General features: G+C 46.5%; 15 protein-coding genes. 8 read left to right on the top strand and 7 right to left on the bottom strand.

Annotated elements, in window-relative coordinates:
- Positions 1-75 precede the first annotated feature (75 nt).
- From QME20_RS12315 to QME20_RS12280, 8 genes are all read left to right on the top strand, one after another.
- Positions 76-357 carry a hypothetical protein gene (locus tag QME20_RS12315; protein ID WP_014978360.1) on the top strand — a complete coding sequence of 94 codons (282 nt, stop codon included), beginning with the start codon at positions 76-78 and terminating at the stop codon, positions 355-357.
- A 55-nt stretch (positions 358-412) separates the two neighbouring features.
- Positions 413-1,126: a DNA repair protein RecO gene (recO, locus tag QME20_RS12310; protein WP_061094242.1), complete on the top strand. Its 714-nt coding sequence runs from the start codon at positions 413-415 to the stop codon at positions 1,124-1,126.
- Positions 1,127-1,291: 165 nt separating this feature from the next.
- Positions 1,292-2,029, top strand: a complete 738-nt coding sequence (gene pdxJ, locus QME20_RS12305; RefSeq protein ID WP_014975702.1) for a pyridoxine 5'-phosphate synthase — start codon at positions 1,292-1,294, stop codon at positions 2,027-2,029.
- Positions 2,030-2,056: 27 nt separating this feature from the next.
- On the top strand, positions 2,057-2,437 hold the full coding sequence (gene acpS / locus QME20_RS12300) for a holo-ACP synthase (protein WP_187447194.1): 381 nt from the start codon (positions 2,057-2,059) through the stop codon (positions 2,435-2,437).
- 101 nt (positions 2,438-2,538) lie between these two features.
- Positions 2,539-3,999, top strand: a complete 1,461-nt coding sequence (gene rlmD / locus QME20_RS12295; RefSeq protein ID WP_239218730.1) for a 23S rRNA (uracil(1939)-C(5))-methyltransferase RlmD — start codon at positions 2,539-2,541, stop codon at positions 3,997-3,999.
- Between the two features lie 12 nt (positions 4,000-4,011).
- The gene (relA, locus tag QME20_RS12290) at positions 4,012-6,195 is read left to right on the top strand and encodes a GTP diphosphokinase (RefSeq protein ID WP_110288478.1); all 2,184 of its coding nucleotides are present in this window, start codon (positions 4,012-4,014) and stop codon (positions 6,193-6,195) included.
- Positions 6,173-7,129, top strand: a complete 957-nt coding sequence (mazG, locus tag QME20_RS12285; RefSeq protein ID WP_281716000.1) for a nucleoside triphosphate pyrophosphohydrolase — start codon at positions 6,173-6,175, stop codon at positions 7,127-7,129. The genes relA and mazG overlap by 23 nt, the downstream gene beginning before the upstream one ends.
- Before the next feature lie 302 nt (positions 7,130-7,431).
- A complete protein-coding gene (locus QME20_RS12280) occupies positions 7,432-7,800 on the top strand; it encodes a YbaN family protein (protein WP_281715999.1) in 369 nt (122 codons plus the stop codon).
- Between the two features lie 91 nt (positions 7,801-7,891).
- Here QME20_RS12280 and QME20_RS12275 read toward each other — a convergent pair whose 3' ends face one another.
- The 7 genes from QME20_RS12275 to QME20_RS12245 all read right to left on the bottom strand — a co-directional run bounded on the left by QME20_RS12275 (position 7,892) and on the right by QME20_RS12245 (position 14,652).
- A complete protein-coding gene (locus QME20_RS12275; RefSeq protein WP_281715998.1) occupies positions 7,892-9,058 on the bottom strand; it encodes a hydroxymethylglutaryl-CoA reductase in 1,167 nt (388 codons plus the stop codon).
- A gap of 207 nt (positions 9,059-9,265) precedes the next feature.
- Positions 9,266-9,913: a hypothetical protein gene (locus tag QME20_RS12270; RefSeq protein ID WP_061439579.1), complete on the bottom strand. Its 648-nt coding sequence runs from the start codon at positions 9,911-9,913 to the stop codon at positions 9,266-9,268.
- Positions 9,914-10,101: 188 nt separating this feature from the next.
- Entirely contained in the window at positions 10,102-10,803 is a 702-nt protein-coding gene (locus tag QME20_RS12265) for a tetratricopeptide repeat protein (RefSeq protein WP_168462901.1), read from the bottom strand.
- Positions 10,804-10,818: 15 nt separating this feature from the next.
- A complete protein-coding gene (locus tag QME20_RS12260) occupies positions 10,819-11,664 on the bottom strand; it encodes an SDR family oxidoreductase (RefSeq protein ID WP_168462902.1) in 846 nt (281 codons plus the stop codon).
- Positions 11,665-11,729: 65 nt separating this feature from the next.
- The gene (locus QME20_RS12255) at positions 11,730-12,401 is read right to left on the bottom strand and encodes an iron-containing redox enzyme family protein (RefSeq protein WP_039219691.1); all 672 of its coding nucleotides are present in this window, start codon (positions 12,399-12,401) and stop codon (positions 11,730-11,732) included.
- Positions 12,402-12,404: 3 nt separating this feature from the next.
- Positions 12,405-13,919, bottom strand: coding sequence for an AMP-binding protein (locus tag QME20_RS12250; protein WP_281715997.1), 1,515 nt, complete (start codon positions 13,917-13,919; stop codon positions 12,405-12,407).
- Positions 13,909-14,652, bottom strand: a complete 744-nt coding sequence (locus QME20_RS12245; protein ID WP_281715996.1) for a thermostable hemolysin — start codon at positions 14,650-14,652, stop codon at positions 13,909-13,911. The genes QME20_RS12250 and QME20_RS12245 overlap by 11 nt, the downstream gene beginning before the upstream one ends.
- Between the last annotated feature and the right edge of the window lie 25 nt (positions 14,653-14,677).

Genomic DNA, 14,677 nt, shown 5'->3' with positions numbered 1-14,677 from the left:
CGAGTTCACACGCAGACGGATGGCCAGTAAGCCTAACGAGCAATAAGCGTAAAGTTGTGGAAAGAAGGGGCAAAGGTGAAAAGCGAAAGACAAAAGCTGGTGGATAAGCATAGTCAGCTGAATCAAACCGACAATGCAAAAGTGATTTCCCACGTTCAGCGAGAAGAGAAAGACAGCGACTGGATTCGCCACACCATTATGCTAGAAGGTATTGATGTCCCTTTTATCTATCGGCGTAAACAGCAATACCAAAGCTTAAAAGGCGCGCGAGTGAACGTAACCTACTATCGCCACGTTGAAGATCTGGCTGGCATTGAGTTTGAAACCATGAAAGTGGTACGAATTAAGCGCAGCTGATATTAACGTTGCCACAGGCACAACTTCGACAACAATTAACACACAGTGAGCAACAATGAATAATGAATGGTTAAATGCCTATGTACTGCATAGACGCCCTTACAGGGAGACCAGCTATATTGTTGACTTTTTTACCCTAGAAGAAGGGCGTGTTAGTGCGGTAGCGAAAGGGGTGAAGAATAGTAAATCTGACAAAAAAAGCCTGCTTCAACCTTTTCAGCATCTTCGTTTACAGTTAAGCGGAAAGTCAGAGTTAAAAAACTTACGTCACGTTGAAAGCGTTTCGCCTTCCATCAACCTTGTGGGCACGGCGTTATTTTGCGCCATGTACGTTAACGAGCTAACTAATCGCGTTATGCCGGCAGGGCTTGCCAGCGATGGCGTTCACAATGCTTATGAAAATGCGCTGCTGTCCCTTCGTGATAATAGCGACATAGAAGTGACCTTACGTCAATTCGAATTTGCACTGCTTGACGAAATGGGGTTGTTGCCCGACTTCACCACCGACGTCGAGTACGAATTGCCCATAGAAGAAACCGGTAGTTATCATTTTCAGATAGACGCAGGGTTCGTGCGACTGCCTGACGATATGGCTGGTCCCCGCGGTATGCGAGGCTTTCCTGGACAAGCGCTGCTTAGTTTATCACAGGGGGAATTTACGCCGCTTAGTAAAAAAGTGGCTAAGGTGCTTTGCCGGGACTTGCTGAAGCCGCTAATTGGTGAAAAGCCACTTAAAAGCCGCGAGCTTTTTATGCCCAAACCGCGGTAATAGCATTAAATTATTTTCTCTTAACTCAAACGCTTAATAAGCACGTTCTACAAAAAAATTTGCTACAATTGCGACTTTCCTTAAAAGGGTATTTTTACCCTTAAAGCAACGTATTAAACAGGAAGAGCAGGCCTCTTCTATCGCTCTTAAAGGTTAGGTGGTGAAATGAGCACGATTTTATTAGGCGTTAACATCGACCATATTGCAACGCTGCGCAATGCGCGCGGTACGCATTACCCAGATCCAGTGCACGCAGCGGATATTGCCGAGCGTGCAGGTGCAGACGGCATTACTGTTCATTTACGTGAAGACCGCCGTCACATTAAAGACCGCGATGTACGCATTTTAGCGCAAACCATTAATACCCGACTTAATTTGGAAATGGCGGTAACCGATGAAATGCTGGCCATTGCCGAAGAAGTGAAGCCTGTTTTTTGTTGCTTAGTACCGGAAAAGCGCGAAGAGCTGACTACCGAAGGTGGTCTTGATGTGGCAGGGAATTTTGAAAACATCAAAGCGGCGTGCGAGCGACTCGCTAATGCGAACATTTTGGTGTCGTTGTTCATTGATGCCGACAAAGCGCAAATTGACGCGGCAGCAGCATGTAACGCTCCTTACATCGAAATTCATACAGGCCAATATGCAGAAGCCACCAGCGAAGAAGAGCAGCATAAAGAGCTAGCCCGTTTAGTTGAAGGTATCGAGTATGCCGATAGCTTAGGGCTTAAAGTGAACGCCGGTCATGGCTTGCACTATCACAATGTTAAGCCTATTGCGGCTATCCCTCAGTTAATCGAACTTAATATTGGCCACGCTATCATTGCTCGCGCCGCGTTTGATGGCCTTCATACGGCTGTAGCTGATATGCGTAAACTTATGCTAGAAGCACGAGCGGGCATTTAACCTTAGATTCAAAAGGGTGTAGATAACGTGGCGATTGTAGGGCTAGGTACTGACATTGTAGAGATAGCGCGACTTGGTAAAGGCGATGGCGCTAATGAACGCTTAGCCAAGCGAGTGCTTACGCCTGCCGAGTGGCAGCAGTTCAGCGAACACGGTACGCCAGTCCGCTTCTTAGCCAAACGTTTTGCCGCCAAGGAAGCGGCAGTGAAGGCCCTTGGTACAGGGATTGGAAACGGGATCAGCTGGCAGCATATAGAAGTGCGCAATAACGATTTAGGTGCGCCAGAGCTTCATTTTTCTGGCGAGTTTGCTGCAATGTGCAAAAACCGAGGTATCACGCGAAGCGTGGTCAGTATTTCAGATGAGCAGCATTATGCTGTCGCCACCGTTATACTAGAGTCTGAATAGAGCAACTGCCCCTAACCCACGCAGGCGACTTCTATTTGGTGAGCGCGCGCAAAAACCTCTACTAACATCAAACGACGTAAAGCAAGTAACCGGAGTCACACTTGGCAAACCTTTTTAAACAATCTCGTAGCAAGCAAAAAGGCAAAACGTCGCTTACTGAGCGTGGCGCTTCAAAAAAAGGGAATGCCAGAGCCAACGCGCAGGTCGCAGGACTTCGATTTGGGAAAAGGAAAAAAGCAGCGGATACCAGTGAAAGTCAAAAGCCTAACACGGTCACCATTGAAGATTTGGACTGGATGGGCAATGGCGTAGTGCGCGGCAATCCGATGGTATTTGTTGAAGGTGCCCTTGTAGGAGAAACCTGCGACATAGAGGTGCTATCTAGCAAAAAGAAAGTCATTAACGCCAGGGCGACAAACATTCATTCGCCAAGTGATGAAAGACAAGCGCCTTTTTGCCCTGTGTTTGATGCATGTGGTGGGTGTCAGCTACAGCACATAAAGCCTGACGCTGCCCTTGAGCAACGTGACCGTGCTCTTAAAGTGATGATGGAACGTCACCTTGCAATGAAGCCAAATGTTTGGCAAGCACCTTTAGCAGGGCCGCGCCCTCAATATCGCAGGAAAGCAAGACTGGCTATAGATGCCCGCAACCCCAATCAAATTAAGTTAGGCTTTCGTGAAGCAAATAGCAGTAACGTTATCAATGTAGAAACCTGCCCAATACTGGTCGACCCGCTATCTAAACTTATTGGCCCTTTACGAGAAGCGCTTACAGGGTTCGAGTCAGCGCGTCATATTGGACATATCAGCCTTATTGCAGGCGACAACACCTCGCATCTTGTTATTAAACACACCAAAGCCCTTGAAGCTGAGCTTATTGATGCAGTGAGCGAATTGGTGAACACGAGTTCATCAGTTGGTGTCTACGGTATTGAATTAAAGCTTGAAAATAAGCAGGGGCACATTCGCAGTGTGGGCCGTGGTACTGATATGGTGATGAACACGGTAAATGGCTGCTCAATTTCACCTAGTGCTAACGACTTTATTCAAATTAATAAAGTGGTTAACGAAAAAATGGTTAATCAGGCAATAGGTTGGCTAAACCCAAAGCCCAGCGAACGTATCGCTGATTGGTTTAGCGGGCTGGGCAATTTTACTTTACCTATTGCTAAGTTAGGTGCAAAGGTTCAGGCGGTAGAAGGTGTGGCAGAGATGGTGCGCCGCGCCAAAGACAATGCACAGCAACAGGGCATTGAAAATGTAGAGTGGCTGCATTTAGATTTGGCTGATAAGACCAACGTCGAGGCTTCATTACAGCTGGGCTTTGATAAGGTATTACTAGACCCTTCAAGAGAAGGGGCGTTGACCGTTTGTCATGCGCTTGTAAAAGCACTACCAAAAACGATAGTGTATGTTTCTTGCAACCCAAGTACGTTTTCTAGAGACGCAAAGGTGTTGATAGACGGAGGTTATGAAATGGAAAAAGCGGGCGTAGCAGAAATGTTCCCCTTCACCCATCACATGGAAATGATGGCCTTGTTTACGCGAAAGCAGCAGTAACGAGTAAAGGATATGGTATCGACAAGAAAGGTCCACCAAGCAGACCGACCACCCTTTGAAGCGTGGTTAGATAGCCTTGAGTTAAGTGCAGAAACAAAAGAAAAACTAAGTGCAGTGTCATCTATTCCCGAGCGACTGTTGGTTGGTCAGGAAATGGTTGAGATTTTGTGTCAGCTCAATATGGATGACGCAACGCTTCAGGCGGCCCTGGTTTTTCCCTATTGCGAACAGCACGCCTTAAGTGAAGACGATATTTATGAAGAATTCGGCGGGGAAATACGCGACCTGATCGTTGGCGTGCGCCGAATGGATGCCATCAAGTCGTTACATGCTCGCAAAGTTAAAGGTTCTGGCTTTGCCGAAAAGTCGGACGAACAGCACATAGACAGTATTCGCCGCATGCTGCTGGCGATGGTAGAAGACGTGCGTGCCGTTGTGATCAAAATGGCAGAACGCATTTGTGCATTGCAACAGGTTAAAAAAGCCGACGAAGAAACCCGCGTTATGGTGGCCCGCGAATGCGCCAGCATCTATGCGCCACTGGCAAACCGTTTGGGCATTGGTCAGTTAAAGTGGGAGCTTGAAGACCTTGCGTTTCGCTACCTACACCCCATCACCTACAAGCAAATAGCTCATCAGCTTGACGGCAAGCGCCGAGAGCGTGCCGAGTACATAGAAACCATAGTAGGCGACTTGCAAGGCTTGCTTGATAGCGAAGAAATTCGCGCAGAGGTTTACGGCCGTCCTAAGCACATATTCAGCATTTGGAAAAAAATGCAGAAAAAGCGCCTTACGTTTGAGCAGCTTTTTGATATTCGTGCGGTGCGTATTATTGCCGAGCGACTTCAAGACTGTTACGCCGCGCTTGGTACGGTTCACGCCAGCTATAAGCACCTACCGAACGAATTCGACGACTACATTGCAACCCCAAAACCTAACGGTTACCAGTCTATTCACACGGTTATCGTGGGGCCTGAAGGGAAGTCGGTAGAGATTCAAATTCGCACGCAGAAAATGCATCAGGATGCAGAGCTGGGTGTGGCTGCTCACTGGAAATATAAAGAGGGCAGTACGGGCAAGCAGTCAGGCTATGACGAGCGTATAAACTGGCTTCGTCGCATATTAGCGTGGCAAGAGGAAGTGGCTGAGTCTGGCGATTTGGTTGAAGAACTTCGCAGCCAGGTGTTTGACGATAGGGTGTATGTGTTCACACCAAAAGGCGATGTTATTGACCTTCCCCAAGGCGCTACGCCTCTTGATTTTGCTTACTATATTCACAGTAATGTGGGACATCGCTGTATTGGCGCAAAAGTGAATGGGCGAATAGTGCCTTTCACTTATTTACTGCAAAGTGGCGATCAGATAGAAGTACTTACCGGAAAAGAGCCAAACCCAAGTCGCGACTGGATGCACCCAGGTCTTGGCTATGTGCATTCGTCACGAGCGCGTGCCACTATCCATTCCTTCTTTAAAAAGCAGGACAGAGACAAAAACCTTGCTGCCGGTAAAGAGCTGCTAGAACGCGAACTTCAGCGTGCTCACTTACCTGCCAAAGTACCTAATGAAGCATTTGAGAAGTTTAACTTACAAACCCTCGATGACTTGTACACTGCGGTAGGTGCCGGTGATGTACGCGTTATGCAGGTGATTAACTTTATTCATCACTTGCAGGAGCCCCCAGCCCCAGAACCCGAAATTAGTCCTAAGGTTAAAACGCGCAAAACTGCGGCCGGGACGGGCAAAAAAGATGCAGTGGTGGTGCAGGGCGTGGGTCACTTAATGAGCCAGCTGGCGAACTGCTGTAAGCCGGTTCCCGGCGAAGCGATTTTAGGCTATATCACACAAGGCCGTGGTGTAAGCGTTCATAAAGAAAGCTGCGACCAGCTGCAACACTTGTTGTCACAGCACCCTGAGCGTCAGATAGAAGTGAATTGGTCACAAGAGCTTAAAGTAGGTTTTGAGACGGGTATTGATATATTTTGTCACGATAGAACTGGCCTGTTGCGCGATATTACTACGGTATTGGCGAATGAAAACGTGCCTCTTCTAGGCGTGAACAGCCTAAGTGATAAAAATAGACAGACGGCGCTTATCACTATTTCGATAGAGGTGCACGATCTCGATACGGTGTCTAAAGTGTTAACCCGATTGCGACAGCTTAAAGGCGTGACCGATGCAAAACGCAAACAAAGCTAAGCTTAGCGAAATGCAGCGACTGCTTAAAATTATGGCGCAGCTGCGCGACCCGCAATCTGGGTGCCCGTGGGATGTAAAACAAACCATGGAAAGCCTAACTCGCTACACCATAGAAGAAGCCTACGAAGTGGCTGATGCCATTGCCACTGGTGATATGCACGACATTAAAGATGAGTTGGGTGATTTGCTATTTCAAGTGGTGTTCTACGCGCAGATAGCCAGCGAATCGCGTGCATTTTCTTTTGACGATGTGGCGAAAAGCATTAGTGATAAGCTCGTGCGTCGCCACCCTCATGTGTTTGCGAACGCGCTTGCATCTGAAGGTGTCAGCGATACAAATGAAAACGTCACGGTCGAACGTACCCTATTGAGTGACAGTGCTTTAAACGCGCAGTGGGATGCTATCAAAGCCCAGGAAAAGCAGCTTAAAAAGCAGCGTTTAAAGCAAGACAGCGAAGCAACAGAAAACAGTATTCTAGATAATGTGCCTAAAGGTATGCCAGCACTTATGTACGCGCAAAAGCTGCAGAAAGCCTGTGCAAAGGTAGGATTTGATTGGTCTGATGCCGCACCTGTCATAGATAAAGTACGTGAGGAAGTGGAAGAGATTCAGCAAGAGCTGGATTTCAAACAGCGAGCACAAGGGGCACTGAAGACTGGTGTTGTACCTTTAAACAGTGGCGTGCCCGACAACCAACAAGCCATTGAAGAAGAAATTGGTGATGCACTTTTTGCCATGGTTAACTTGGCAAGACATTGCAAGGTAGATGCTGATACCGCACTTAGAAACGCCAGTAACAAGTTTGCTAACCGTTTTAAAGGCGTAGAGCGCTTAGCGGCTGAACAGGGCGACAAGCTCGACGCATTGACGCTTGATGAAATGGAAGCGCTGTGGCAGCAGGTCAAGCAGTCGTCTTCTTCCAACATTGAATAAATGGTGTACGCTGCGACCTTAAAACGTTCCCAATTATTAATCTTACCGTCAACTTTGTGAGCTGAAGGTGCGCGGCTAATTTTTGAGTTGCGTTAAGCTTGGCCCGTAAAATTAGACCAATGTAGATGGAAACTTCATTATTTGGGCGTATGGTTATAGAGTAGGTTTGATTTACGACAAGGCAATGTAGATCCACTTTATCTAATATCTGAGTATAAATTTGGCATATTGGAAGGGTGTGTCGCTGGTGTTAAGTCATGACACTTACCAAGGAGTTGGACTGAATTGGGCGTTGGTATTTCATGAAAAAAGTACTGTATTTATCACTCGGGTTGTTTTTTACCCTTCTAGGTATTATTGGCGCATTCTTGCCGGTAATGCCAACAACTGTTTTTTTGATAGGTGCGCTTTTTTGTTTTACTCAATCTTCACCGCGCCTTGAAAGCTGGTTACTTCAACACCCTAAATATGGCCCCAGTCTTGTTGCGTGGCGAAAACATGGTGCAATTTCGAAAAAAGTGAAATGCATAGCGTGTTGCAGTATGTTGGTGAGCTTTATTCTTGTTTGCCTGTTCGCATCAATGCCTATTCCAGCGTACATAGGTATAGCTCTATTTATGGGAATAGGCGCGTACTTTGTTGTTACGCGCCCTAGCATGACTGCTGTATAATTTCTCTATACAGAATTTACTTACCTTCTTCAGTAGCGCACAGTTTATTCAAACTGCATTGCTAAGCGTTAGGTGGCAGGTTTAAAAAACTTTAACGGTTTCTACCCAGTCGCTCGTGACTGCTTACCCATTCGTCTGCGACGACTGCAGAACCCAGCGACAGATCGCCACACAATACGGTCGCAGCGACAATTTCCGCAAACTTATTTACGCTGCCCCTTTCTGTGCAGCCAAGTACGCTTAAACACTCGTTTTGTGTAGCTAAACCGGTTCCACCACCGTATGTAGCAACGATTAACGATGGAATAGTCACAGAGAAGTAGTAGTCTCCATTTGGCGTAATTTCAGCGTAGGTAAACCCCGCCGACGACTCAGCCACATTAGCAACATCTTGCCCGCAAGCGATAAACATGGCGGCGATGCCGTTAGCGAAGTGGGCACCGTTATTAACACTACCTGCCATTAGTGCGCCCATATTTGAATACTGGCGCTGTTTGAATAATGCTTCTGGCGGGCAATGCATAATGTCCGTCATAAGTTGTTTTGGCAGGGTTATTTCTGCTACAACGCGCTTTCCGCGGGTATGCAGAGAGTTTAAGTGAGAGTGCTTTTTATCGGTATCAAGATTAGCGGCTAGTACAAAGTGCTCGATAGGACGTGGGTAGTTCGCTTGTATCCACTCACAACCCGCTTTAGTGGCTTTACTTACCATGTTCTGACCAGCCGCATCGCCGCAGGTGAAATTGAATCTTAGCCAGCGAAGCTTAGACGCAGCGTACTGCTCGATATCCCTTAGTTTGCCCACGCTGGTGGTGTTATCACTGGCGCGTTTGATGGCTTCAAAGTTTTGCTCAACCCATTTGCCAAATTCGAGGGCTTCTCTTGCGTTAGAAAACGCGAACATAGGCGCTCGCTGCATGGCATCGTCAATGACTGTGGTAGTTATGCCGCCTGCTTCTCTTGTTAGACGCATGCCTCTGCTGTAGCTGGCTGTTAGTGTACCCTCTGTTGTGGCCATTGGAACGTAGAACTCACCTTTGGCGTGCTCTCCATTCACTAGCATTGGCCCTGCGAAGCCAATAGGTACCTGTGCAACACCGGCGAAGTTTTCTATGTTTCCCGACAATGTTTCAGGCGGGATAGAATAGTGTCCTAAGTGATTTAGCTGGGTGCCGGTTTCGCGCGCAATAAACTCGCGGCGTGTTCGGCTCATCTCTTGGGTATAGTCGTTGTCTGAGGAACGTGGGATTTTAGGCATTGGGCCACTCCTTTTTTCTTTCATAATAGGAGTGCTGATACCGAATGAGAACTGTTTACAATTTATACATGAGGATAAGTGCCACCTATGTATGCGCTTTTTATGTAGAAAGGCGTTAAATTCACCTTTCTACACGCAAAAAGCGGGGGGGTTGCTTATTTCGAACTCATAAGCGACGCGCAATAGCCCCGCATAAAGCAAATGATACTATGCTTTTTTATCCAATTTTGCCTGAAGTATAGCAATCTCTTCTCTACGTTTTTTATCGGCTAGAGGGCGGTTGGCTTTTTCAGGCGCGTTTTGAGCACGGATTAAGAACCCTTGGGCTTCTTCGTATTCACCATCGTCGAAAAGAAACTCAGCATAAAAGAAGTTTTGGTCCATACCTTCTGGGTTAATTTCTAATGCACGCTTAAATAATTGTTTTGCCTTCTTATCGCTTCCAAAGCTAACTGGCCAGCTTGGTACTTTATGATAAAGTGCCGCTAATACAGTGAGTGCCGTCCCCTCTAATACCGCTTCCTCTTTTTCAATGGCACGTTCTAAATTTTCCTTCGCACTTTCAGCAAAGTCCAGGGCACCTAAACCGCCTTTCGCACTTGCAGTACTTGATTGAGAGATAGCTAGCCAGGTCAGTGCTTCAGCGCTATTTTCTGATTGCTCGACTAACACTTTCGCCTGCGCAATCAGTGCAGAAAATGCCTCTAATTGGGCTTCACCTTCAAGCTCATAGTTCGTTTTTGCCCACGCGTGTTGTAACGGTAGTAAATCAGGGGTGTTTGCATGAACCGTAGATATCGACAACGTAGTAATAAGGATGAATAGAAAAGGAGAGAAGAAATTCTTTTTCTGCATGAAAAGTCGCCTTTATAAGATAGAGGTAGTTAGGAATAAACGAGATAACTCGACGAAATTGTTAGTAATTTCATGAATTATCGTTGAATCGGCGGCTAATCTAACGGTATTTGCAGCGAAAATCTAATACTTGTTGAAAATGGAAAGGCAATAAGAGCATTGCCTTTCCCTGTATACCTTTAGGGTGACTAACTTTTTCTCGCTATTTTCGCTTCCAATAAAGCGATCTCTCTTTTGCGACCTGAATCTGCAATAGGACGATCTGCGCGCGCTGGGGCGTCGAGCGCTTTCTTGGCAAACTTGAGTGCTTGCTCGTAATTTCCATTATCGAACAAGTACTCGGCGTAGAAATAGTTGGGGTCTATCCCGTCAGGGTTTATTTCAAGTGCATGCTTCAGCAATTTCTCAGCTTTTTTGTCGTTACCAAAGCTAATAGGCCAACCCGGAAGCTTATGGTACAGCACGCCTAGACTGGTCATCGCTGAGCCCGAGAGTGCATTTTCATCTAATCGCATTGCATGTTCGAAACTCTTACGAGCATCCTTTGCGTAGTCCAGAGCACCAAGTCCCCCCTTGGCACCAGCTGTACTGGATTGAATTATGCCTTGCCAAATCAATAACTCAGGGTTATTGGGTTCTGCCTTTACGAAAGATTTAGCGGTATCAATAAGGGCGACGAATGCTTTTTCCTTTTCTGCATCATCAAGTTCATAGTTAATATGTGCCCATTGATGCTGAAGTGTCTTTAAAGGGCTGGTAGCTGTTTCGCTTAAGGCTGATGTCGGCGTTGTACTTTCTGTGACTTCGTTAGCTTGAGCCATAGCAGTGTGACTTAATGCCAGACTGAGTCCCAGAATTACCGTGGTGCTAAGCATGGTTAATTTTTTCATAATAATGTCCTCGTGTTAAACCAGCTTGTTACCCAGGCGGGTATCGTTTTGAGCGCTGGTCGGTTTGTCTTGTGATTGCGTTTTTTGAAAGGCATAGCGTTTAATTGTTGAAAGTTTCTTTGCCAGCGCATTGTCAACAACACTGGGAACTAGCGCGTTAAGCTTGGCAAAAAAGCGTTCAGCACGTCCGAGCGCGACCCTTGGCAAATTGTTTTCTAACTGTTTAATGAATGCTTGTGCTACTGCATCAGGCTCGTCTGTCTGGTTGCCCAATGCCTCATTTAGCGCATTAGCGCGTTCGTCATTTATGTCGGTACGCGTTGCGCGTGGCGCTAGATAGTGAAATTTAATTTTGCTATCGCTGAATTCTCTGTGCATCGCTTCCGTCCAGCCTTTCAAAGCGAATTTAGTTGCGCAGTAGGTTCCGTGCGCAGCAAAACCTATGCTTCCAAAAGCTGAGCCTACATTCACGACATGCGCAGACGGTCTACGTTCGAGTAACGGCAGTAGGCGTTGGGTTAGTAGCATCGGAGCCAGCATATTTGTCGACACAATTGACTCGATTGGGGTGCCCTCAAACTCGCCCACATAGGTAATGCCAGCATTGTTAACCAGAATACTTAAAGGAAGTCGTTGGCAGGCACTTACTACTCTATCTCTGCCTTCATCTGACGTAATGTCAGCCACAATAGCAGTATGATGAAGGGTTAAATTTTGTTGCAGCTGTTCGAGCTTCGCCTTACTTCTGCCAGTTAGGATAATGTGCGCGCCTTTTTCATCAAGCGCCTTGGCTATTGCTTGACCAATACCACCAGTTGCACCTGTAAGAAGTACCACTTGATTACGCCACTGAATATTCATTGTATTTACCTTAACGTGTTAGCAATTTACCTCGGGGGATAAGCACCAGAGGTAAACCCTTGAATTCAAGCAACCTGTTCCAAGCCGTGTTCAGGTGTTAATTCGCGAAAGATATCTCCGTATAAGCGATAAAACATGTTCGCGCTGTGAATGATCATTTGCTGCTCTTTGGGGTCAGTAATTTTGTTCATAAGCCCTTCAAAGAAAACAATGTGCTCTTGGTCTAGCGCACCGTGAGAGGTAAGGTATTTAAACGCTGATTTAGGCAGAGATAACTTGTCTTTGATTTGTTTTGCAGCCGCGTCGGCAAGCGCAATACTTGTGCCCTCTAAAACGAATACCATGCCGAAGAAATACAGTGGGCTTTTGCGTGCTATTGCATCAAAAGCATAGGCAACCATTAATTCAGTGGCGGGTGCAGGCTGACTTTTCCTCGCCTGTTCTTTATCAACGCCACAGGCTGCAAGGTCGTTAAGGATCCACTCTTGGTGACCCATTTCTTCTTCAATGTATTCACCAATTGCTTCTCTTAGCCATTCCTTATCTTCGTTGAGTTTGGCACCTGTAGCCATAAGCAGGGGAACAGTAAACTTAACGTGATGATAAGCCTGTTGAAGAAAGGCAATATAGTCGTTTAGGTTAAAATCACCGTTAAAGCAGCGTTGTATAATCGGCGCCTGTAAGAATGACTGTCTGGCATGTTCGGTGTTGCTTTGAAGTTGCTGATAAAAATTCATAAATTATTCCTTGATAACAAATTGAGAAGAAAATGCTGTTGTACTTTGAACGCTATACTGGTGTTGGTCTTGGCCCTGGTAGAGCGTGTCTAAGTCAGTCGCGTAGCGGGCAATTATTGCGTCACGTTTCAGTTTTCCCGTTGGGGTAAGCAGTTGGTTTTCTGGCGTACAAAGACCGATGGTGGCGAAATTAACAACTTGCGCATAGTCAGGTAACTGCTTATTGATAAGCGCAAGGGCGCTTTGAATCTGTGTATTAGAAAGAGTATTGGAAGCGGGTACGAGGAGCGCGACACAGTAGGGTTTAGCTTCGCAATACACCAAAGCCTGCCTAAACAGTCCCGTTCCCAGCAATAAAGATTCAATCCACTCTGGCGATACATTTCTGCCAAAGCTGTTCACCATTATGTTTTTTATACGCCCATTCAGCGTAAGTGTGTTGTCAGAAAAAAAGCCTAAATCGCCGGTTCTGACCTGGGTCGGATAAAATGAGGAAGGTTGATTCAGATAGCCCAGAAAGTGGTTGCCTGTAACTACGATTTCACCCTCTTCGATGTGCAGTTGATTATGACCAAGCGTTTTTCCGGCACTGCCCATTGTATTGCAATTGGGCGTGTTCAATGTTGATACTGATACCGCTTCAGATAAGCCATAACCTTCAAATACTGGTAGTCCCTTCGCTTGAGCTTGCGCCAGCAAAGTGGGCGCTACATGTGCACCGCCAACAGCAATGAACATTAGTGATGAAGGTGGTGTCCAGCCCTTATTACATGCCTGTACTAGCACCATTAGCAAGTCGGGCACCAAAATCACAGACGATGGTTGAACGCGGTCTATCAGTGACAGCAGTGCGTTTGGATTGACGAGTTTGCTTCCTTGAAATCCGCGCTCAGATGCTGTGGCTAAATAAACCGTGCCGCCGTGGTACAGAGGGGCGTAAACACCTGCAATATTTTCAAGTAGGGTAGACAATGGCAGTAAACACAGGTGGTTCACTATTTCTGGTTGAACAGCGCGCTCAATAGAATGGGCAACTTTCCATTGAGATTCAGTTGACAGGCACACGCCTTTCGGTGAGCCCGTAGAGCCAGAAGTAAAGGTTATTTTGTTAGTACCTACAGGTGTGTATACACGAGAGTCATGTTTGAGTGGATGAGCGACAATGTCGTTTTCGCTATCAATAACAGTCGGTGACTCACTCCATTCACTTAGTTCACCACCGCGATTGGTCAATAAAAAGTGACACTGGCTCTCATTTAATACATGTTCTTGTTGGGAAGCGGTAAAAAATAGCGGAACGGGGACGCAGCAAGCGTTAGCCTGTTGGCAGGCTAAATCAGCAATCACCCATGCAAAGCTATTGTCAAAGGCAATGCCGACCCTCTCGGCATTATGGTTTGTTATCCAGCTTGCGAGGTTCTCGACGGCGCTCAAAAGGGCGCGGTAAGTCATTGAACCGTCTTTGCATTTAAGCGCAACGTCATCGTCATGCCCGTTTATATACTGATTAAGCAACATACGCTGTTTCCTTTTTTGTGCAGATATTTTGCGTTAACGCATCCACATTTGCGGAAATAAGCTCAATTGCACGTTGGTAATGAGCATTAAGTTCAGGGCAGCCAATTATGTGTTGGGTTACGTGATGTAGCGACAGGGCAGTAACCTGAGGAGCGGTGTCATAATAGGTGCCCCAATCATCGCTATTCCCTTTAAGTTTTGATACATCGGCTTTAACAAGGGGGAGGAGTTGAATACCCGCGCCCATGAGTAAAGAGGTGAGCTGTGAGGTCGCACTGAAAACCAGATATTTGCTACCACATCGTTTTAAAACGAAGAACAAGGCAAATAACAAGGGGAGGGTATAGCGCGATGCACTGCTAAAAAGGTTACCAACTTCAGCAATATGCGCTCTGTTTACGGTTATCCCTTGTAAGGTGAGGGCAGTTTCTACCGAAGTGTTAAGGTATTGCTCTATAAAAAGAGAATTATACTGACCATCATAGGTGGCAAATCTTGCGCCTGCGGCGGCTTTAACTCCCTTAGCGTCAAGAGCAAACAGCATAGGCATAAAGGAAGTCACTCGTGCGTTGTAGCGAGCTTTAAAACCACTCGCTATAAACGCTTCAATACGGCGGCGGGCATTATGTCCATGTTTTGCCGCGATAAAGGTTATAGCGGGCTTTTCCTTTGAGACAATCGCAGATTGCTGACTAGCAACCTGGGTTGGAACAGAAGCTAAAACGTGACTCATAAACATGCTCATTGGTTTTGCGATG

Origin of the sequence: Alteromonas sp. CyTr2, from assembly GCF_947311905.1 — a bacterium.
GTDB lineage: Bacteria > Pseudomonadota > Gammaproteobacteria > Enterobacterales > Alteromonadaceae > Alteromonas > Alteromonas macleodii.
This window is presented reverse-complemented; position numbering and strand designations above follow the sequence as displayed.